17 protein-coding genes are annotated in these 19751 nt (G+C 72.3%); 6 read left to right on the top strand and 11 right to left on the bottom strand.

Annotated features, from left to right (window positions below; translation table 11 throughout):
* Positions 1-5: 5 nt before the first annotated feature.
* From ACA514_RS08715 to ACA514_RS08700, 4 genes are all read right to left on the bottom strand, one after another.
* On the bottom strand, positions 6-1142 hold the full coding sequence (locus ACA514_RS08715) for a hypothetical protein (RefSeq protein WP_375040506.1): 1137 nt from the start codon (positions 1140-1142) through the stop codon (positions 6-8).
* Between the two features lie 70 nt (positions 1143-1212).
* A complete protein-coding gene (locus ACA514_RS08710; RefSeq protein WP_375040505.1) occupies positions 1213-2043 on the bottom strand; it encodes a hypothetical protein in 831 nt (276 codons plus the stop codon).
* A 116-nt stretch (positions 2044-2159) separates the two neighbouring features.
* Positions 2160-3167, bottom strand: a complete 1008-nt coding sequence (locus ACA514_RS08705) for a hypothetical protein (RefSeq protein WP_375040504.1) — start codon at positions 3165-3167, stop codon at positions 2160-2162.
* Between the two features lie 203 nt (positions 3168-3370).
* Positions 3371-4192: an ATP-binding protein gene (locus tag ACA514_RS08700; RefSeq protein ID WP_375040503.1), complete on the bottom strand. Its 822-nt coding sequence runs from the start codon at positions 4190-4192 to the stop codon at positions 3371-3373.
* Between the two features lie 272 nt (positions 4193-4464).
* Here ACA514_RS08700 and ACA514_RS08695 point away from each other — a divergent pair, with 272 nt between their 5' ends.
* On the top strand, positions 4465-5181 hold the full coding sequence (locus tag ACA514_RS08695; RefSeq protein WP_375040502.1) for a GAF and ANTAR domain-containing protein: 717 nt from the start codon (positions 4465-4467) through the stop codon (positions 5179-5181).
* Between the two features lie 110 nt (positions 5182-5291).
* Positions 5292-6068 carry a GAF and ANTAR domain-containing protein gene (locus ACA514_RS08690; protein ID WP_375040501.1) on the top strand — a complete coding sequence of 259 codons (777 nt, stop codon included), beginning with the start codon at positions 5292-5294 and terminating at the stop codon, positions 6066-6068.
* A 66-nt stretch (positions 6069-6134) separates the two neighbouring features.
* Here the strand turns inward: ACA514_RS08690 and ACA514_RS08685 are convergent, their stop codons facing one another.
* Both ACA514_RS08685 and ACA514_RS08680 read right to left on the bottom strand, forming a co-directional pair.
* The gene (locus ACA514_RS08685; protein WP_375040500.1) at positions 6135-6854 is read right to left on the bottom strand and encodes a GAF and ANTAR domain-containing protein; all 720 of its coding nucleotides are present in this window, start codon (positions 6852-6854) and stop codon (positions 6135-6137) included.
* A gap of 58 nt (positions 6855-6912) precedes the next feature.
* The gene (locus ACA514_RS08680; protein WP_375040499.1) at positions 6913-7290 is read right to left on the bottom strand and encodes an STAS domain-containing protein; all 378 of its coding nucleotides are present in this window, start codon (positions 7288-7290) and stop codon (positions 6913-6915) included.
* A 737-nt stretch (positions 7291-8027) separates the two neighbouring features.
* On the opposite strand from ACA514_RS08680, the gene ACA514_RS08675 reads away from it, so the two are divergent.
* Positions 8028-9932 carry a hypothetical protein gene (locus ACA514_RS08675; protein WP_375040498.1) on the top strand — a complete coding sequence of 635 codons (1905 nt, stop codon included), beginning with the start codon at positions 8028-8030 and terminating at the stop codon, positions 9930-9932.
* A gap of 30 nt (positions 9933-9962) precedes the next feature.
* Here ACA514_RS08675 and ACA514_RS08670 read toward each other — a convergent pair whose 3' ends face one another.
* The gene (locus ACA514_RS08670; RefSeq protein ID WP_375040497.1) at positions 9963-12398 is read right to left on the bottom strand and encodes a glycoside hydrolase family 2 TIM barrel-domain containing protein; all 2436 of its coding nucleotides are present in this window, start codon (positions 12396-12398) and stop codon (positions 9963-9965) included.
* Positions 12399-12534: 136 nt separating this feature from the next.
* On the opposite strand from ACA514_RS08670, the gene ACA514_RS08665 reads away from it, so the two are divergent.
* Entirely contained in the window at positions 12535-13110 is a 576-nt protein-coding gene (locus ACA514_RS08665; protein ID WP_375040496.1) for a TetR/AcrR family transcriptional regulator, read from the top strand.
* A 57-nt stretch (positions 13111-13167) separates the two neighbouring features.
* On the opposite strand, the gene ACA514_RS08660 is transcribed toward ACA514_RS08665, so the two are convergent.
* Complete coding sequence (locus ACA514_RS08660) at positions 13168-14130, bottom strand: MerR family transcriptional regulator (RefSeq protein WP_375040495.1); 963 nt, start codon at positions 14128-14130, stop codon at positions 13168-13170.
* A gap of 82 nt (positions 14131-14212) precedes the next feature.
* Here ACA514_RS08660 and ACA514_RS08655 point away from each other — a divergent pair, with 82 nt between their 5' ends.
* Together ACA514_RS08655 and ACA514_RS08650 are read left to right on the top strand one after the other, a co-directional pair.
* Positions 14213-14617, top strand: a complete 405-nt coding sequence (locus tag ACA514_RS08655; RefSeq protein ID WP_375040494.1) for a hypothetical protein — start codon at positions 14213-14215, stop codon at positions 14615-14617.
* Between the two features lie 58 nt (positions 14618-14675).
* Positions 14676-15341 (top strand): metallophosphatase domain-containing protein, encoded by a 666-nt coding sequence (locus tag ACA514_RS08650; protein WP_375040493.1) that lies wholly within the window; start codon positions 14676-14678, stop codon positions 15339-15341.
* 23 nt (positions 15342-15364) lie between these two features.
* On the opposite strand, the gene ACA514_RS08645 is transcribed toward ACA514_RS08650, so the two are convergent.
* The 3 genes from ACA514_RS08645 to ACA514_RS08635 form a co-directional block, all read right to left on the bottom strand.
* Positions 15365-17260: a hypothetical protein gene (locus tag ACA514_RS08645; protein WP_375040492.1), complete on the bottom strand. Its 1896-nt coding sequence runs from the start codon at positions 17258-17260 to the stop codon at positions 15365-15367.
* Positions 17261-17336: 76 nt separating this feature from the next.
* Positions 17337-18416, bottom strand: a complete 1080-nt coding sequence (locus ACA514_RS08640; protein WP_375040491.1) for an ABC transporter substrate-binding protein — start codon at positions 18414-18416, stop codon at positions 17337-17339.
* A 103-nt stretch (positions 18417-18519) separates the two neighbouring features.
* Positions 18520-19671 (bottom strand): lactonase family protein, encoded by a 1152-nt coding sequence (locus ACA514_RS08635; protein ID WP_375040490.1) that lies wholly within the window; start codon positions 19669-19671, stop codon positions 18520-18522.
* Between the last annotated feature and the right edge of the window lie 80 nt (positions 19672-19751).

The following is a 19751-nucleotide window of genomic DNA, read 5'->3' as shown; positions in this document are numbered from 1 at the left end:
CTCCCCTAGTCGAACTTCAGCGTGATGGAAAGCCGGTGGATGGCACCGGCGTACTGGATCGCCACCAGGATCTGGACCAGCCGCTGCACCTCGGCGTTGTGGATCTGGTCGGCCTCGGACGGGCTGAGCGTCGCCGGGTCCTTGTCCAGCAGGGCCAGCAGCGGCAGCACGATCTCGAAGCCGTTCAGCACGTCGCTCTGCACCTCGGGGGTGAGGATCGCCTCCAGCTGCGCGATCAGCGCGCGGAGCCCGGAACGGCTGATCCGCACGTTGCCGATCGTCTTGATCAGCTGCGCGTTGATCCGGAAGTTGAGGTCGTCGACCTTGCGCACGATGTCGACGTACTTCTTGCCGCCGGGGTTCGCGGTGTAGCCCTCGCCCAGGTAGACCCCGCCGCCCGGGATGATCGACGGGCTGGTCAGCCAGTTCACCCCGTGCCCGGCGGGGCCGGACTTCGGGTCGTCCTCCGAGCCGTTCAGGGCGTCGATCTGGGCCTGGGTGAACGACGGGCTGGTGATGTTGACCGGCTTCAGCAGCAGCGAGATGTGCGGCTCGTAGCCGGCGATCGTGCCGGCCACGGCGGCCGCGGCGTCCTGCGTGCTGCGGTGGGCGACGTACACCATCCGCTCGCTCGCCAGGGTGCCCGTGACCGGGGCGGGGTCGGCGGAGTCCTTGGGCAGCATGGCCACGCCCATCCGCTGCCTGCCGTCCCCGCCGGTCTCCGACACCGCGACGACGTGCTTGGCCAGCGAGACCAGCGCGCCCTCCGGGGCGTCCACCTTGCCGGTGGTGGCGTTCAGGGGCGTGTTGGCCAGCACGACGAGCTGGACGTCCAGGCCGGCGACCACGTCCAGCGCGGCCTTCCAGTCCGGGGTCTGCTCGTTCACCCGCACGCCGGTCACGCGCGACGGGCCGGGCGACTGCCCGAAGGCGAGCGCCACGGCCTCGCCGAGCTCGCCGGGCGCGCGCCGGCGCGCCTCGGCCGGGTCGGTGAAGTCGACCGGCACGTTCACCACGAGCGCGTCGGACGGGGGCGTCTGGGGCAACGCGACCTTGCCGATCACGGCGACGTTGCCGAATGCCCGCACCGCCGGTGCGAACAGGTTGACCAGCGGGTTCACTCGAATGTAGCGGACCGTCATCTGCCTCTCTCCAATCTCTGTCGAGCTGATGGGCGATGGCGTTCAGTGGGTCTGGCCGGTGCGCCGGGGCTCACGGGGCCGCGTTCAGGAACAGCGCGGCCACGCCCGCCCTGGCGAAGAGCTGCTCGACCGCCGCGGCGGTCGTCCCGTTGTCCGCGGGGCCCGACGCGGTGAAGACGACGGCGAGCGCGTACGGTGCGGTGCTCTCCACCGGGACCGCGGTCGTCGTGGCGCCGGTGAGCGACCTGCTCGCCGCCCGCACCGCCTGCGCCGCGCGCAGGCCGGCGGCGAGGTCGAACGGATCGACGGCCACCGCGGCGAGCGTGACGTCGAGGACGTGCCGGTTGGCCGGGTCGGCCGGGTCGAACGGGCCGGCCGCCCGCAGGCGCACGGTCGTCAGCAGGTACCGGAACGCGTCGCGGAGCTGCTCCACCGTGCTGATGCCGTGCTCGGCCATGAACGCGTCCAGGTCGACGAGCGGGAAACGCCGGCGGAACTCCTCCAGCGTCGCGAACCCGTCGGCCGACTCGGCCGAGACCGACTCGGCGCCCGCCGGATGGGTCTCGCCCACGACCGTCACCCGCAGCCGGGCCAGGATGTCGATCCACGCGGGATCGCGGGTCCTGGCCTCGTCCAGGGTGAGTTCCGTCCGGGTGTAGCTCGGCACCGTCCGCGTCCAGGCGCCCACGGTGCGGTCCGTCGCGAACAGCGGGCGCTGGAGTTCCAGCTCGCCGACCGCCAGGTCCCCCACCTGGTCGATCCGCGCCGCCGACAGGTCGTAGGTCGCGGCCAGCAGCGTGCGGAGCGTCCGCCCGGTGGTGTCCCCGGCGGGCTTCAGCAGCGTCCCGAGCGCGGCCGGGTCGCTCAGTGCCAGCATCACCCGGTCCCGGAAGGTCGTCATGCGCGCGTTCCGATCGGCTCGCCGCGCGTCCCGGGACCGGGACGCGGGCGCGGCACCGGGGTCCGCGGCGGAGCGGCGGGCCCCGGTGAACCGTTCTCGCTCACTGGGGTCCCCTTCTACAGGTGCAGCGTGATGGTCGAGCTCGCGGAGGCGGTCCCCCCGCGGGTGTCCGTCGCGGTGATCGTGAACGGGAACGTGCCGGTCGTGGGCAGCATCACGTTCGCCCGCCAGGTCGACCAGTCGCCGCCGGGCCCGGTGTTCACGGCCGCGCCCTGCGGGCCGTTCGTGAACGCGTAGGAGACCCCGGTGACGCCCGACAGGGCGCCCGGCGTCCGGCCGGTCACGACGAACTCGAAGGGCAGCGACGCCACGGTCATGGGGTCGTCGAAGTGGTCGATCGTCACGGTCGGCGGCGCGCTGTCGCGGCCGACGACCGTCCGGGTCTGCGTCGTCGAGCGGCCGCCCGGGTCGGCGCACGTCACCGTGATCGACCGCGAGCCCGCCGGCGTCGGGCCGAGGGCGATCGTCTTGAGGTACCGGGTGCCGCTGTACTGCTCCATCGTGGTCACGCCGTCGCGGGTGATGCTCACGTTGAAGGGGTAGAGCTGGTCGGTCCCGGTCGCCAGCTCCACGGTGACCTGGCCGCCGTTCGGCCCGAGGTCCACCGGGGCCCCGTTGGCCGGCGCCACCCACGTGAAGGCCGGGTTGCTGGGGGCGGCCACCGGCACGTTCACGGGCCCCTGGGCGTGGATCTGGGTTCCGCCGGTCGTCACCCCGGTCGCCGTCATCGTGTAGGTGCCCGGGTTCGGGAACGTCACGGGGAAGACCACCCGGTTGTTGTTCACCGAGGCGCTCTGGTCGTGGATCTCCTGGTAGTTCTGGATGCTGAGGATCATCTGGTTGAACGCGACCGCCGGGACCGCGTTCCAGGTGTTGTTCCTCCACTGCCAGGCGGTGCCGTGGTCGACGAACACGGTGACGTTGGCCGGCGTGCCCGTGACGGTCGGCCCCGTCGGCCGGTCGAGGGAGATCGACGGGGGCACGTCGTCCGGCGGCGTCGTGATCGACTCGTCCGGGATCGTCGCCGTCTCGTTGCCGAGGTGCGGCAGTTCGTTGATGGTCACGGATGCTCCATTCGGCTCACGGCGGCCGGTCACGACGCCGCCCTACTCAGGAAGGCGTTCCATCCCGTTCCATCCCGGTCCACCCGGTGTCACATGAGCAACGCGGCCATGTCCCACGACCGGAGCGGCTCCCGCGCCACGCCGGCCCGCGGGCTCTACGCCCGCACCGCGGGCCTCCCTTTGCGCCGACCGCGGCCGTGCCGTCAGGTACTGGTGAGCATCGGATGCGGCGGGCCGGCGGTGGCGGGGAAGGCGGTCTGGGTGCTGTCGGCGTCCGGTGCGCCATTTGCCGGGGGTCGCAGAGGCCGGCGGAACCAGACGGCCTTCCCGGTACTGGTCAGGTACCAGCCGCAATCGGTCGACAGTGCCACGAGCAGCGCCAGACCCCGTCCGCCTTCGTCGTCGGCCCCGGCGCTGCCGGGCACCGGTGGGACGGGGCTGGTGTCGCCCACCCCGCACACCAGCTGGCGGTCGTCCAGTATCAGCTGCACGGTGACCGGGCCGCGGCCTCCATGGCGAACGGCGTTGGTGACCAGCTCGCTGATCAGCACCATGCAGACGTCACCGTGGCCGTCCAGACCCCTGTCGCTCAACGCCGCGCGGACCAGCGCCCGCGCCCGGGCGGGCAGCCGCTCCGCCTGGTCGGCGGGCCGGTGCTGGGACAGTTCCCACCGCCATGACGCCACCGTGCCGCCGGCCGCCGGGGCCGTCGGCACCGCGGCCGCCGCGTCGGGCGGCGGATGCTCCGGCGGTGCTGCCGCGTCCTGCGGCGTCGCCTGGCTCTCGTGCGGCGCGGCGGGGTCGGGCGCGGCGGGGTCGGGTGCAGCGTTCAAGTCGTGGTGGACGCGGACCATGACCGCTTGGCGCAGATAGGCCTGCACGCTCATCGCGCTCAACGCCGCGGCCTGGACCAACGCCGCGAGCTGCGATCTGGAGACCGGGATCGAGGTGGCGTTCCCCCGCTCGTCCTCGGCTCGGACCGGGGCGGGGGCGGTCGGCGTCGTGGGGTGATGTTGGCGTCGCATATCAGCAGCCCAGTGGAGGGAGCGCGGGAGCCACCGGGGTCTGGAGCGATCACCCACCGCAGCATCACGCCCCGCCATCCGGCTTCGATGGCGGACAGGCATGCGTGGTGCCGCCTTGAGCCGACTCTACGCCGCCTGGCGGCCGGTGACCGAACTCGAGGGAATATCGGTCCGTCCGTTCCGCCGACCGCCCCGTCGGGCGGTGGATCGGGGCCCGCGGGCGTAGGTTGGGATGCGGGTTCCTCCAGTCAGGGCAGGCGGTCGATGGTGTGGTGATCGGCGGTGACGAAGCGAGGGTGTGGGCGCTGATCGCCGAATCCGCGCGGCGGCGCTCCGCCGTGATCTCGGCGCAGGACGCCTGCGCTGCGTGCGCGCGGGCGCTGGCGCCCGGCGGCGTGGGGGTGTCGCTGATCGCGGGCGGCCGGCTGGAGCCGGTGCATGTGGCCGGAGAGCTGGGCCGGGAGTTGCTGGAGGCGGAGCTGACCAGTGGTGACGGGCCGTGCGTGGACGCGGTGGCCACCGGTGGGCCGGTGCTGGTGGCCGATCTCGCCGATGCCGCCAGCGGCCGGCGGTGGCCGATGTTCACCGCGACCGCCCGGGCCGCGACGGTGCGCGCGGTGTTCGCCTTTCCCCTGGTCAGCGGGGCCGCTCGGCTGGGGGTGCTGGTGTTGTGCCGGGACCGGCCCGGCGGGCTGGAGCCGGGCGAGCACACCGATGCGCTGATCTTCGCCGATGTGATCCTGGCGCTGCTGTTCAACGACCAGGCCGGGCTGAGCGGGCGGCCGCTGCCGTCCGAGGCGCTGGCGCTGGGTCCGGAGATCCACCAGGCCGCCGGGATGGTGTCGGTGCAGCTCGACTGCGGGATCGAGCAGGCGCTGGTGCGGCTGCGCGCCCACGCCTTCGCCCACGAGGTCGCGTTGACCGAGGTGGCCCGGGAGGTGGTGGAACGCCGGCTGCGGTTCACGCCCGACGTCTCCTCGCAGGGATGAGCACCGGGGTTGCCGCCATGCGGGTTGCGGCCGCAAGCCTGAGCCGGAAGGGCGTTTGCGACCGTGCGGTGTGCCTGCTCCAGTGGTGGCCGCGGGCGTAGGCTGCGGGCATGGACACAGATACGGCGCCCGCTGCGCCGCGGCGGGTGGCGCAGGCGTTCGTCGCACTGGCCGACACGCTGGTGTCGGAGTTCGATGTCATCGACTTTCTGCAGCAACTGGCCGAACGGTGCGTGGAGCTGCTGGAGGTGGACGCGGCCGGGATCCTGGTGACCGACCAGCGCGGTCATCTGCGGTTGATGGCGGCCTCCAGCGAGCAGACGCGACTGCTGGAGCTGTTCCAGCTGCAGGACGAGCAGGGGCCCTGCCTGGACTGCTTCAACGGCGGCGTCGCGGTGCACTGCGCGGATCTGCGTGGTGAGGATGCGGTGCGGCGGTGGCCACGGTTCACTGCCGAGGTCGGCCACAGCGGGTTCGCGGCGGTGTCGGCGCTGCCCATGCGGCTGCGCGCCGAGGTGATCGGCGCGATGAACCTGTTCCGCGCCCGGCCCGGCGCCATGCCCGAACAGCAGATCGAGCTGGCGCAGGGGATGGCCGATGTCGCCACCATCGGGCTGCTGCAGGAACGCGCGCTCCGCCAGAGCCAGATCCTGACCGAGCGACTGCAGAGCGCGCTCAACAGCCGGGTGGTGATCGAGCAGGCCAAGGGCGTGCTGGCCGAACGGCACGAATGCTCGATGGACCAGGCGTTCGCCGCGCTGCGCCGCCACGCCCGCGACCGCAACCGGCTGCTGACCGAACTGGCCCATGCCGTGGTGACCCGCACTTTGGACCCGGCCGAGCTGGATCATCTGGCCGCGCGCTTGCCCGGCGGTTCTCCAGGCTGAACGGTCACCGGCACGCGTCCGTCGGCAGCGCGGTTCGCCCACGGCGGCCGGCTCGCCCCGGCGCGGTCACCGTTCGGACTCGGGCTCGTGGCCGTCTTCCAGCATCAACCGGCGTTCCAGGACCTGCCGGGCCAGCTCGGTGAGCGGCCGGTCGTGCAGGAAGGCGTAGGCGCGCAGCCGCACCAGCGCCTCGGCCACATCGACGTCCAGCTGGGCGGCCAGCATCCCCGCCGCCTGATGCACCGCAGGCGGGAAACCGTGCGGCGGCTCGGCACCCGACGCGGCCGCCGGCGCCGTCGGTGTCGGATGCGACCGGAACGCCACCCCCGCGGCCACCGCCGCGAACGCCTGCGCATCCCTCATCTCGTCAGCGGTCAGCGCACCGGTCCGGCGGCGGTAGAAGTCGATGGCGCCGACCCGTATCCCCGTCACCTGCAGCGGGAAGGCGAACACCGCCCGTATTCCCAGGCCGGCCACCGACGACGCGAACCCGGGCCACCGTCCCGCCCCGGCGTCCAGATCATCGACCAGCACCGCGACGAGGCCGGTGTAGGCATCGGTGCACGGGCCCTGCCCGCAGGTCAGCTGCGCCTCCTCCAGCAGGACGCCCACCCGGTCCGAAGCGCACGCCAGCTGCCGGATCCCCGGCGCCGACACCAGCGTCGTCCCGAACCCGTCGGCGCCGATGGCCGCCGTGCCCGCCGCGCACACCGTCTCCAGCGGCACCGGCCCGCCACCCGCCGCCGACTCGGCCGCCTGCCGCCACGCCCACTCCTGCCGGTCCATACCCGAACCGTAACCCTGCGCGGCCTCCGCGTCCTGGTACCCGAAGGCCGCAGGGCGGTCACGCCATACCGGAATGAGGCAGAAGGCGGTGGCGCAGGCCGGTGATGGAAAGTATCCGCCGCACAGCGGCCGAAGGATCGGCCAGCCGCAACGCGATGCCGTGGTTGCGCGCCCGATTCTGCAAGGCGACCAGCGCGCCCAAGCCGTGAGCGTCGATGAACGACACGCCGCCGGTGTCGATCACCACCTCGTCGACGGCCCCGCCGACCGCCGCCTGATCACCGCTGCGGTCGCCGCGGGGGCGCGCCATTTGGATGAACACCGCGTCCAGGCAGGCCAGCAGTTGCCGGGAGGTGGCGATGTCCAGTTCTCCGGTCACGGCGATGGTGAGCGTGCCGTCGAGGTACCGGGTCGCGAGAGTCAGGACGACGTCCATGTCGAAGGTCCCATGCGCTGGTGAGCAGTCAGGTCACCGACCGCCGCCGGCACCCCCGCGCACAGAGGCGCGGGAAGGCGTGCGGCCGCCGGGTTGTCTCTGACGTGGCGCAGGGTCTGGACGACACGAAAGATCGCGATGCGGTTCTGCGGAACACCCACAGTATTTACTTTTCGTGTTCACTCTCGTACATACGGCAATGTACCGAAGTGGACGACGCCGCCACAGGCGAACACGGCATCCCCGCCGAGCCACCTGGTCCCCGCGACCAAGCGGCAGGCGACTTCGAGCAGCTCCGTCGCACGGTTGGAACGGGCCGGAAGGCGGTCGTGGAACGGGCTGGAACGCCTTCCGGGTGACAGGTCCGGCGGGTTCATGGCCCCGCAGGACGCCACCGACGAAGTCCTGCGAGGCCGGCGCTACCCCGGCCTACCCGTCATGACCTGCAACATCGGCTGACGGCGTCTCCTGCGGGCCGGACGCGACAGCGTGTCCGACGTCCGCGCGCTGTGCGCCACCCCCCGGCCCGTGCCGGTTCCGGCCACATCCGACCGCGCCGCGGGCTGAACCCGGACGAGATCGCCGCCGTGCCCTAGACATCGGCGGTCTCGCACGGGGGTGCAGCTGTGAGGACATTGCTAGAACCGGGTCCGGTCGTCGCGGGGAACGATGACCTGGACGACGGTGGTACGGAAGACGGAACGGCCTCCTTACTGGCAGGCGAACGGGCACTGCTGGTGGACGGCGACCCGTGGACGGCCCGCGGCCACTTCGCGGCGGCCTACGGCCAGGCCGAACGCGGCGGCGACCCGCACATGCTCGCCCGGGCGGCGCTGGGCCTGGGCGGGCTCTGGGCGCAGGAGCAGCGCACGGTGGCGGACGCGGCGGCGACCCGCACCCGGCAGCGCGCGGCGCTGAGCCGCCTGGACCCCCGGTCCGTGCTGGCGCTGCGCCTGCGCATCAGGCTGACCGCCGAGCAGGCGTACCGCACCGGGGATTCCGGCCCGATCCTCGCGCAGGTCGCCGAGGCCCGCGTCGTCGGGGACCCGGTCGCCAAGGTTGAGGCCCTCACGCTGGCGCACTACTGCACCATGGGTCCCGGGCACGGGCCGCTGCGGCTGGAGCTGGCCCAAGAGCTGATCGGCGAGGCGTCCGGGACGGGCCGTCCCGGCGACCTGCTGGTGGGGCTGCTGCTGCACACCGTCGACCTCTTCCTCGACGCCCACCCGCACGCCGCGCGCAGCCTGGCGGAACTGCGGGAGCTCCTCGCGAGCCACGAGCACAAGGCCGTCCGGGCCGTGGTGGAGGTGATCGAGGTGATGCTGGACATCCGCGCGGGCCGGCTGGCGGCGGCAGGCGCGCAGGCCGAAACGTGGGCCGAGCGCGGCGCCATGGCCGCGGGCGTCAACGCCAGGGCCTGGTACGGCGGGCAGCTCGGCACGATCCGCTGGTTCCAGGGCCGCATCGCCGAACTGCTGCCGATGCTCTCGGACCTGGTGGACTCCCCCACGCTCAGCGAGACCGACTACTCCACGTACGCGTCCCTGGCGCTCGCCGCGGCTTCGGCGGGCGACCGCCCCCTGGCCACGAGCATGCTCGCCCGCCTGCGCGGCCGCGGGCTGGCCGCCCTTCCGGAGGCGGCGAGCTGGCTGCTGACGATGTACTGCGTGGCCGAGACGGCCTGGCTGCTCGGGGACGCCGCGGTCGCGGCCGAGGCGGCGGTCCTGCTGGCGCCCTACGTCCGGCTCCCGGTGATCGCGGGGCACGGGATCACCTGCCTGGGCTCGGTCCACCACTCCCTGGGGATGGCCGCCCTGACCACCGGCGACGCCGACGGGGCGACCGGGCACCTGCGCGCGGCCGTCCACGACAACACCTCGCTCGGGCACCGGCCCGCCGCCGCGCTGTCGCGCGCCCGCCTCGCCCAGGCGCTCGCGCTTCCCGGCCGGTCGCAGGACCTGGCCGCTGCCGAAGCGGAGCTGGTCGTGGCCGCGAAGGAGGCCGCGGAACTGCACATGCCGCCGCCGCCCGGCATCGAACGAGGCACCGTACGTTTGCGGGACGACACCGGCGGCGCGCCCGGCCGGGGAACCACGGTGGTGTGCCGGCGCCGCGGCAAGCGCTGGGACGTCGAGCTGAGCGGACGGGTCGCGGCCGTCGACCACTGCGTGGGCCTGGAGTACCTGGCGGTGCTGATGGCCAATCCGGGCCAGGAGATGCCCGCGGCCGAGCTCGCGGCCGGCCACGGCGGGCAAGGGCCGGCGGGCTCCGCGACGCCCGCCCAGCCGCTGCTGGACGAGGCCGCGAAACGCCAGTACAAGCAACGGCTGGCCGAGTTACAGGACCAGGCCGACCAGGCCGACCTCGCCGACGAGCCGGACCGCGCCGCGGAACTGCGAGGCGAGCGGGACTGGCTCATCGGGGAGCTGGCCTCGGCCACCGGGCTCGGGGGCCGGGCGCGCCGGTTCGCCGACAACGACGAACGGGCCCGGATCGCCGTGGGAAAGGCGATCCGGCGCGCCCTCGACCGGGTCGCCGACTCCGACCCGGTCCTCGGCGCCGAGTTGCGCGCCCATGTGCGGACCGGGGTGCGGTGCTGCTACCTCGGCCCCCGGGCGGAGCACACAGGTGGTCGTCCATGAGAAACGGCGGGCCCTGCCGGATGCTTCGCTTCATGTAACGGTGACGGAGGCTTCGGCAGGTCCACAGTCGGGGGCGGAGGCGCGGAGGTGGATCTGTCCCGTTCCGGTGGGGCGGAGGATGGCCAGGGCACGGCCTTGGTAGGTGTGGTGTTCGTTGGCGTCGAACCGCTCTTCGGAGGCGGGGCGGGCGCTGCCGAAGCCCAACAGGACACCGTCTCCGGAGACCTCCAGGGTCACCGGCCGGTCGGCCGCGGTGTGGGGAATGCCGTCGAGGTCGGCCAGGGTGAGGGTGACGTAGGCGAGGTCGCCATGGGCGGTGGTGATGGCGAGGCGGTCGACTTCGGCGCACACCTGGAGGGGGCCGCTGGCCGAGCGCAGAAGGTGCCGGCCGGTCTCACTGCCGTTCTGGTAGGCGATGGCGAGCAGTTCGCCAGGCTCGTAGACAGTGTCGAACTCGGCGCGGAACCGGTGTTGTCCACCGGCCGGTTCGCGGCCGAGGGACCGGCCGTTCAGCAGCAGTTCGACCTCGTCGGCGGCGCTGTAGACCTCGACTTTGATCGGCTTGTCCTCGAACCCCGGCCAGGTCCAACTGGAGAGCGTGTCGCTCCAGGTCCACGGGGTCGCGGCCCAGGTCTCGCCGTGGTGTTCGGGGTTCTGGACGGCGATGTAGGGCGCGGTGCGCAAGCCGAAGACGATCTGCCGGTAGTAGGAGGCGGGGCGGCGGTGGCCGGTGATGTCGATGTCGCCGCACCCGGCCAGCAGATGGGGGTACGGCGCGAGGAAACCAGGGGGCGCGTCGGCCGTCCGGTACTGGGGGCGGCCGATGCCGACCTCGCCCAGGTAGTCCCAGCCCGTCCAGGTGAAGTCGCCGATGACGTGGCCGTACCGCTTCACCAGTTCCCAGTTGGCATCGATGCGGGTGGGAAAGGTCTCGGTGCCCACGATGATCCGGTTCGGGAACAGGTCGCGGTCCAGGGCGTAGCGGCCGTCCGAGTAGTTCATCCCCGCGACGTCCAGCACGCCGTAGGACTCGGCGGTCCGCTCGGTCACCAGTTCCGAGGCGCCGATGAGGTTCATCATGTCCCCGGCGTCGGCCATGAGGGCGTTGATGCCCGGCTCCTCCTGGTCCTGCGGGCCGGTCTGTGCCAGGTCCGGCAGCACGGCGAGCAGGTTGTTGATCCCGTTGGTGACGTAGCGGGTGCCGTCCAGGCGACGGACCTTCTCGGCGAGCCTGCGTCCCAGGGCGGCTCCTGACGGTGAGCCCGTCTCGGGGATCTCGTTGCCGATGGAGTAGCAGATGACGCTGGGGTGGTTGACGTCCTTGGCGACCATCGCCTCCAGGTCGCGTTCCCACCATTCGGGGAAGGCGAGGCTGTAGTCGAAGCCGCTCTTGGCCGAGGTCCACACATCGAAGGCCTCGTCCATCACCAGCATGCCCGAGCGGTCGCAGGCCTCCAGCATCGCCCGGCTCATCGGATGGTGGGCCATGCGCAGGGCGTTGAATCCGGCGTCCTTGAGGATCTCCACCCGCCGCTGCTCGGCGCGGGCGTGGGTGGCCGCGCCCAGCGGCCCGTTGTCGTGGTGGACGCACGCGCCGCGCAGCTTGACGGTCTCGCCGTTGACGCGCAGCCCGGACCGGGGGTCGAGCTGGAGCGAGCGGATGCCGAAGACGACGGTCTCGGCGTCCACCACGGTGCCCTGCTCGGTGAGCGTGACGTGACACGAATACAGGGAGGGCGACTCGGGACTCCACAGTGAGGGGCCGAGGACGTAGAGACGCCGCCGGCCGGTCGCGGGCTCGCCGGGCAGCACCGTGACCTTCGCGGTGTCGGTGGCGACGACGTCCCCGGCGGCGTCGCGGATCTCGGCCGCCAGGTCGAGGGTACGGATCTCGATCGAATCGTTGTCGATCGTGGCCGCCACCTCCACCACCGCCCGGTCCTCATCGATGTCGGGGGTGGTCACGCGCAGGCCGTCGGGGGCGATCCGCACCACTTCGCCGACGAGCATCCAGGTGTCCCGGTAGATGCCCGCGCCGGTGTACCAGCGGGAGTCCTGGTGGACGCGGGCCTCGACGCGCACCTCGTTGTCCTGCCCGAAGCGCAGGAAGCGGTCGGTGTCGATGCGGAACCGGGAGTAGCCGTAGGGGCGCTGGCCGGCGTAGTTCCCGTTGACGTGCACAGTCGCGTCCCGGTAGACGCCCTCGAACTCCAGGAGGATCCGCTTGCCCCGGTGCTCCGGCGGAACGAAGAAGATCTTGCGGTATTCGAAGACGCCGCCGGGGAAGTAGGCGCGGGCCCCGGCCTCCATCGCCTGTGCACCGTCCGGGGCCGTCCGGTCCTGCTCGATCATCGCGTCGTGCGGCACCGTGACCGGCCGGAACGGGACGGCGGGACCCATCAGCTCGGCGAACGGGTTGACCCCGGCCCGGACCTGCCAACCGTCATTGAAGGTCGTACGGATCATGGGACTTCCCTCTCGTCCGGCATCGCCGCGGAGACCGTCCGCGGGGCGGCGGCCGACCCTTATCTACCAAACCGTAGATAAGCTAGGCCGGTAGCATGACCGGCGTCAATCCCCGTCCCACAGGAGCCGCGCACGCATGCCCCCCGCCTCAGGCCGCCGCCGGCTACCGCTCAGCGAACGTCGCGAGGAGATCCTGAAGGCGGCCACCGAGCTCATCGCCTCCGCCGGCTTCAACGGCGTCCCGCTGGAGGCGTTCGCGGCCGCCTGCGGCATGACCAAGGCCGGCATGCTCCACCACTTCCCCTCCAAGGACGCCCTGCTCATCGCGGTCCTCGAACGCCGCGACGAACTCGATCTCACGACCGTCGCCGGCACGCTGGAACCCGCACCGGACCCGGCCTCCGCCCGCGCCCTCATGACCGCCTTCGTCCAGCGCAACCTCACCCAGCGCTCGATCCTGCGGCTGTACGCCGTGCTGGCCGCCGAAGCCCTCAACCGCGACCACCCCGCCCACGGCTACTTCCAGCAGCGCCTGAACGACGGCCGCGCCATGCTCCAGCATTACCTCCTGGCGTGGCACCCCCGCCCCGACCTGGCCGCAGTCGAACTGATCTCCTTCCTCGACGGCCTGCAACTCCACTGGCTCGGTGACGACCGCATCGACTTCCTCGCCCAATGGGAACTCTTCGCCGACCGCTTCTTCACCACATGACGGAAATGCCAGGCCGCGGGCGTGGCAGGCCCGCGGGCCCGGTCCGCCCGCGCGGCTTCATGGGCGCTCGTCAGTGCCGGAGACCACGCCGAGCGCGTCCAGCGCCGCGGACACGGACGTCGCGACGACCACCCCGGGCGGGAGGCGTTCGCCGTCCCAGCCGGGCCCGCCGACCACGATCCGCAGCGCGGGACGCGTGACGGGCAGGCCGGCGAGCCAGGACGGGTCGCCGGTCTCGGCGGTCTGCGACCAGACGAACACCGAGTGCGCCGCGGCCCGCTCGATCGCGGCCGCCAGGGCCGGCGCCGGCACCCGCGCGCCCAGCATGAGCCTCGCCGCGCCGGCCTCCGCCAGCGCGGCGGCCAGCGCGAGGAGCGGCAGGCTGTGCTGCTCCTCCGGAGCGCACGCCAGGAGCACCGGCCTGCGGCCCTGCCGGCCCGGGAACCCAGCCTCGGGCGGCGCCACCGCCACCAGGCAGCGCGACACCACCGCCGACAGCAGGTGCTCGACCTCGACATATCTGCCGGTGGCCGCGTGCTTGCGCCCGATTCCGACGAGCACGGGCACCAGCACCTGGTCCCACGCCGCCGCGACGCCCCCGGGCCGCAGGGCGGAGCGCACCGCGTCGGTCATCGCGAGTTCGTCCAGCGCCATCGCCGCGCGCGCCAACTCCCTGACCTGCTCTGCCCGCGAGGCGTCATGCTCGGCGGCCGGGGCGTCGAACGGGATGCGGTCGCCGTCGGCATCGTGGGCGTGCGGCGCCGCGGGTTCGTCGGACGGCGTGTCCAGGGCGGCCACCGCCGCTTCGGCCGGTCCCGTCCCGGCGCGGACGAGCCGCCGCATCGTCTCCAGCCGGGCGACGTCGGCGGAGGTGTAGCGCCGGTCCCCGGCGGGACCGCCGCCCGTCGGCCCGACACCGTACCGGCGGTCCCAGGTGTCCAGAGTGGAGACCGCCACGCCCAACCGGCGCGCCACCGCGTCCGTTCCGAGCCTGGCCTCTCCGTCTGCCGCATCCCCCATGCCCACCCAATACCCCGGCCGAGCAGGTCCACTAACGGCTCCGACACGCTCTTGGCCGAGGTGAGGACCACTCCGTCCACCGATGCTGCCCTCTTCCCAGAGCACGCTGCTGATCCGTACCGACTTCTCCGACCAGGACGCTTGGGAGGCTCTGCGCACGGCCGTCCGAACGCCGAACGAGGACGGTTTCACCGCCGAGGCGGCCTTCATCGACGACCGCGCCTACCAGGGCCTGGAAGCGCAGGAGATTCTGCCGCTCGTTCCGGAGAACAGAGGTCACCGTCTTCTGGCGTTGGCGGACGGGATCACGCTGGCCTCTCCGGAGATGCCCCTGCTCGTCATCGACCTCGAAGGCGAGCCCCCGGGGCTGATCCGGGTCGTCACCGCCGAGTTCTGGTCGATCGAGAACAACCTCTCGCTCTACAACATGGACTTCGATGAATTCGCCGGATCGGTCGACGCCGACGGCACCCACCGGGGCTTCTGACATCACCGCCTGCGGCGACGGCCGAAGCCGGCATCACCTGACCCAGTACGCTTTTCGGATGCGCATCGTCGCGGTCGCCGACACGCACACCTTCCATCGCGAACTGGCCGTCCCCGACGGGGACGTCTTCGTCCATGCGGGCGACCTATGCCGGCGCGGCGATGACCTCAGGGAACTCGAGGACGCCGCCGACTGGCTGCACGCCCTCCCCCACCGGGCGAAAGTCGTCGTCGCGGGCAATCACGACCGGATGCTCGAGAACCGGCCCGGCCAGGCCCGCGCCGTCCTGGCCGAGCGCGGCGTCCACTACCTGCAGGACAGCGGAACCGCGATCGACGGCGTCACGTTCTGGGGCAGCCCCTGGCAGCCGGAGTTCAACGACTGGGCCTTCAACCTTCCCCGCGGCCGCTCCCTGGCCGAGAAATGGTCCATGATCCCCGACCGGGTCGACGTCCTGGTCACGCACGGCCCCCCGCTGGGCATCGGTGACGCCGGTGCCCTGCCGGGCCGCCACGGCTGCGCGGACCTCCTGGCACGGGTGCGGCAGGTGCGCCCCAAGCTCCATGTGTTCGGCCACGTCCACCAGGACGGCGGCCTCTGGCACCACGGCGGGACGGCCTTCGCGAACGTCACCACCTGGGAGTGCGAACGCGGCCCCACCGTCATCCGGCTGGACCCCTCGGGCGCGGTCGGCGAGGTCGTCCCCGCCGCCCGCACCCGCTGAACACCGCAGGGCCCCTTCTCAGATCATTGGGAAAGGACGTCCTGCGTGAGGTAGAGCGGCATCGAGTCCTCCCACTGGCTGTCGGTCAGCAGTTTCTTGTCGGAGCCGTCCGCCTTCATGCTGAAGATCTGGCCGTAGGGCTGGAAGGTGTTGTCGTACAGCGCCGCTTCCTGCCGGAAGCCGTACATGCCGCTGTTGTAGAGGATGCGGCCGTCGTAGTTCCAGACGGCGTGGCCGTCGTTGGCACCGCTGCTGGTGAGGACGCGAAGGCCGGTTCCGTCGGGGCGGATGGTGCACACGTCGAAATTGGTCGCGCTCGTCTTGCGGGTGAAGAGGATGAGCTTGCCGTCCGCAGACCAGTCGGGCAGGTTGTCGAACTCGTTCGTCAGGACGCGCGTCGCTCCCGTCGTCAGGTTCAGGATGCGGAGGCCCTTGTTCTCCGCGCCCCACACGCGGTAGACGATCTCGTTGCCGTCGGCCGAGTAGCTCGGGAAGCCGGCGTTGGCCGTGCCGTCGGTGAGCTTCTCCCAGGTCGATCCGTCGCTGCGCACCCGCGCGACCACGGCCGTCATCTCCGCGCGTTCCTGGAACCAGCCGCCCAGGCCGAAGGCGATCCACTCGCCGTCCGGCGACCACGCGGGCCGGAACGCGCCGGCCAGCCCCTTGGCGATCAGGACCGGGTCGAGGCCGCTGGTCGCGTTGTCGAAGACGACCCGCCGGTCCGTGCCGTCGGGGCGCAGGGTGACGATCGAGGAGTTGCCGAGCTGCTTCTCGGTGATCGCGAGGCGGCCCTGCCTCGACAGGACGGGGAACACGTCGCAGTGCCGGTACTCCCAGTTGGAGTCCCAGCTGTAGAGCGGCGTGTCGATCGGACGCGGGGTGAAGCCGACCTTCTGGTAGATGACCGACTTCCCGTCCGGCGTCCAGACGGGCGAGCGCAGTGCCCGCTTGACGGCCGGCCGGGACCCGCCGGTGTAGGCCAGGCCCTCGTCGGCCCCGCCCTTGACGAGGTAGCCGATCTCGGTGGCGCTCACGTACTGGGGCGAGACCTTCAGGTTGGGCCCGGAGGTGTGCTCGACGCGCGCGCCGGTCGCGACGTCGACCGAGACGATCTGCGACTCGACCTTCCCGATGCCCTCCGGGCGGTGCGCGAGCCAGGTGCCCTCGGTCGTGATCTCGTAGAAGACGATCCGGCCGCCGTCCGGCGACCACTTCGGCGAGCCGAGGCAGTACCCCGCCTTGGCCGCGACCTGCCGGAAGCCGCTGCCGTCGGGCCGGATGACGTAGACGCCGAGCTCCTGCGTGTGCTCCCAGCCGCGGCCGTCGTCATGCCCTCGCCACGCCGTGCCGCGGTCGCTGGAGAAGGCGATCCACCGGCCGTCGGGCGACCAGGACGGGCGGAAGTGGCCGTCGGGGAGGGCGGGGTCGCCGGCGACCGCGGAGCCGTTGGTCAGGCAGCGCAGCGCGCCGGTGCGCAGATCCATCACCCAGATGTGCGCCTTGTGGTCGCCGCGAGTGGACACGAACGCCAGTTTGGTCCCGTCGGGTGACAGGACGCCGGAGTCGTTCATGGCCGCGTCGACCACCAGGGGCTCGATCCGCGTGCCGTCGATACGGGCCCGGTAAAGGCAGGAATTGCCGTCACCGGTCCGTTCCGAGGTGAAGACGACCGACCGGCCGTCGGCGGAGACGCCGGCGTTGTAGTCGTATCCCGCGGTCGCCAGCAGTTTGCGCTCGTTCGCGCCGTCGCTGTCGGCGATGTAGAGGTCCGACGTCGACGGTCCGATCCGGTTCATCAGCATCACGCCCTTCCTGCCGGCCGCGGCCGCCGCCACGGAGAAGGGCTTGGGCAGCAGAGTGGCGCCGACCGTCGCCGCACCGGCCGCCAGGAACGTCCTGCGCCTCATGCTGGTGTCCATCGCTCTACGCTTCCTTTCGCTCGCCCCCCGAGCTTTCTTCGGAATGGCGGACGGGCCGTTCCCGCCGCCGCTCATCTCACGATTGGCCGCCGGCCGGCAGGTACTTGTTGGTCCAGTTCTCCGAGGAGACCTCCGCCCCCTTGGGCAGCGCCCCCAGCGAGTTGACGAAGGCGAGCGTCTTGTTCCATCCGGCGGCGTCCATCGAGCCGCTCTTCGGCCACTCGACCAGCGCGACGCTGCTCCTCAGCACCTCGTCCGGGACGCCTTGCTGCACCTTCCTCGCCACGTCCATCACGGTGGGGTCGCTCTGGTGCGTGGCCAGGTAGTTGTTCGCCTCCTGGACGGCCGCGACGAACTTCTTGGCGGCACCGGCGTGCCCCGACAGGTAGCTCTTGGTCGCCACGACGACCTCTCCGTAGCCGGCCTGCGCGGCGGCCCACATGGGCGCCTTCTTCGGGTCGGCCACCACGATGCCGTCGCCCTCGTTCTGGACCTGGAGCGGGATCGGCTCGGAGGTGATGAACCAGTCGATCTGGCCGCTGCTGAGCGCCGCCTTGTCCGCGGACGCGCTCGGCAGCGTCACCCACTTCACCTTGCCGGGGTCGACGCCGTTCGCCTTGAGGAACAGGCCGGCCTCGGCCTTGGTGTTGGCGGAGCTGACACCGCCCTTCGAGTCGGACAGGGCCTGGGCCACCTGCGCGGCCGGGGTCTCCGCGGTCAGCTTGTGCGCCGCCGCGAACTTCTTGCTGACGACGAGGCCGAGCGGGTTGCCGAGGCCGGACACCGCGATCGCGACCTCCGGGACCTTCTTGGCGAGCGCGGAGGTGAAGCCGGTGGGGCTGTTGTTGAGGAACTGGACGGAACCCGACTGGAGCGCCGAGGTCCCGGTGGACGCGGTCGTCGTGACGAACTTGACCTTCAGGCCCTGCTTCTTGAAGTAGCCGGCGGAGTCCGCCAGCTTCAGCGGCATGTCGAAGATGTTGCCGTTGCTGCCGACCGTGACCGACGTCAGCCCGTCCGAGTCCGAGGAGCCGCCGCACGCGCTCAGCAGCGCCGAGCCGAGGAGCAGAGCGGCCGCCGGCGCGAGGACGCGCACGGGCCGGCGGGTGGGGGACGTGCCGCCGGCGGGGCCGGGAAGTGTGTTGCGGTGTGCCATGAGGATCTCCTGTCACCAGGGTCGGGGGTGGGAAGCGGCGTTCTTCAGGTGGTGGGTCGCGCGGCTCGGGGGAGGCCCGGGCGGCCGCGGCCGGTCCGTACGGTCATCCGTCAAGGAAGGTGAGGCATGCGGGCGCGGGGAAGGCGACCGGGTCGCCGGCGGCGGTGAGGGCGCCCGTCCGGCGGTCCACGGCGAAGACCGTGACGGTGCCGCTCGCCTGGTTGGCGGCGAGGAGCCACCGGCCGCCGCGGTGGAGGGTGAGGCTCCACGGTTTCAGTCCCCCGCTGGGAACGCGCTGGACGAGCCTCAGCCGGCCGGTCCGCTCGTCGGCGGCGAACACCACCAGGACGTTCTCGCCCCGGCTGGAGGCGTAGACGAAGCGGCCGTCTCCGCTCAGGGCGAGCTCGGCGCCGCTCTTGGTGCCGGTGAAGGCGTCGGAGTCGAGCGCCAGGCGCTGCCGAGGCGTCAGGATGCCGTCGCGCCAGTCGAGGGTCTCCAGGTCGCCCGACAGCTCGTTCAGCACGTACGCCGTCCGGCCGCGAGGGTGGAACAGGACGCGGCGCGGCCCGGAACCCGGGGCGGACGCGTACGACCCGGTGCCCGGGGTGATCGCGCCCGTCGAGCGGTCGAAGCCGTGGACGAAGACCCGGTCGGCGCCGAAGTCGGCCACCAGGGCGTGGCGTCCGCTCGGGTCGATCGTCACGTGGTGGACGTGGGGGCCGTTCTGGCGGGGGTTCGGTCCGCTGCCGGTGTCCCTGACCACCGAGACCGGCGGTCCCGGCACGCCCTTCGGAAGCGGCAGCGAGGCGGCCAGGCCGGCCTCGAAGTTGGCGACGAGCAGCGCCCGCGACGGCCGGTCCACGCCGAGGTGGGAGATGCCGCCGCCGGCCGTGCCGCCCTCGTCGGTGCGGACGGCGGTGCCGGTCCGGGTCAGGGCGCCGGTCGTCCGGTCGATCGCGTAGGTGTGGACGATGCCGCCGTCCTCGCTGCTGCCGACGTACAGCAGGGGCCTGGCCGGGTGCGGCGCGGTCCAGTTGGACGGGGCGTCGCCGACCGGGCCGAGCGAGGTCAGGGTGCCGCCGTCCGCGTCGAAGCGGGCGCCGTAGATCTGGGTGCCCTTCCATGGGCTGACGAACAGCAGGTCGCCGCGGCGGGCGGCGGCCCGGGCGGCCGGGGCGCCGGCCAGCAGGGGCGCAGCGGCGGTCGCCGCCACCGCGCCCAGGACGGTCCGGCGGGTCGGGTGTGATTCGGGCATGACGGGACTCCCAGCCGCGGCCCGCGGGCCGCGCAAGGTGATGGTGGGGTGGGTGCGAGCGGGCCGGTCGGGGTCGGCCC

It is taken from the genome of Actinomadura sp. NTSP31, assembly GCF_041951385.1.
In the GTDB taxonomy this organism is placed as follows: domain Bacteria; phylum Actinomycetota; class Actinomycetes; order Streptosporangiales; family Streptosporangiaceae; genus Spirillospora; species Spirillospora napierensis.
The sequence above is the reverse complement of the archived record's forward strand: the minus strand, read 5'-3'. Positions and strand labels throughout refer to the sequence as shown.

Bases quoted from the DNA above. Each gene is read 5' to 3' on its own strand.
- ACA514_RS08715 (WP_375040506.1), bottom strand. From the start codon at position 1,142: ATGACGGTCCGCTACATTCGAGTGAACCCGCTGGTCAACCTGTTCGCA.
- ACA514_RS08710 (WP_375040505.1), bottom strand. From the start codon at position 2,043: ATGACGACCTTCCGGGACCGGGTGATGCTGGCACTGAGCGACCCGGCC.
- ACA514_RS08700 (WP_375040503.1), bottom strand. From the start codon at position 4,192: ATGCGACGCCAACATCACCCCACGACGCCGACCGCCCCCGCCCCGGTC.
- ACA514_RS08690 (WP_375040501.1), top strand. From the start codon at position 5,292: ATGGACACAGATACGGCGCCCGCTGCGCCGCGGCGGGTGGCGCAGGCG.
- ACA514_RS08685 (WP_375040500.1), bottom strand. From the start codon at position 6,854: ATGGACCGGCAGGAGTGGGCGTGGCGGCAGGCGGCCGAGTCGGCGGCG.
- ACA514_RS08680 (WP_375040499.1), bottom strand. From the start codon at position 7,290: ATGGACGTCGTCCTGACTCTCGCGACCCGGTACCTCGACGGCACGCTC.
- ACA514_RS08670 (WP_375040497.1), bottom strand. From the start codon at position 12,398: ATGATCCGTACGACCTTCAATGACGGTTGGCAGGTCCGGGCCGGGGTC.
- ACA514_RS08665 (WP_375040496.1), top strand. From the start codon at position 12,535: ATGCCCCCCGCCTCAGGCCGCCGCCGGCTACCGCTCAGCGAACGTCGC.
- ACA514_RS08660 (WP_375040495.1), bottom strand. From the start codon at position 14,130: ATGGGGGATGCGGCAGACGGAGAGGCCAGGCTCGGAACGGACGCGGTG.
- ACA514_RS08655 (WP_375040494.1), top strand. From the start codon at position 14,213: ATGCTGCCCTCTTCCCAGAGCACGCTGCTGATCCGTACCGACTTCTCC.
- ACA514_RS08650 (WP_375040493.1), top strand. From the start codon at position 14,676: ATGCGCATCGTCGCGGTCGCCGACACGCACACCTTCCATCGCGAACTG.
- ACA514_RS08645 (WP_375040492.1), bottom strand. From the start codon at position 17,260: ATGGACACCAGCATGAGGCGCAGGACGTTCCTGGCGGCCGGTGCGGCG.
- ACA514_RS08640 (WP_375040491.1), bottom strand. From the start codon at position 18,416: ATGGCACACCGCAACACACTTCCCGGCCCCGCCGGCGGCACGTCCCCC.
- ACA514_RS08635 (WP_375040490.1), bottom strand. From the start codon at position 19,671: ATGCCCGAATCACACCCGACCCGCCGGACCGTCCTGGGCGCGGTGGCG.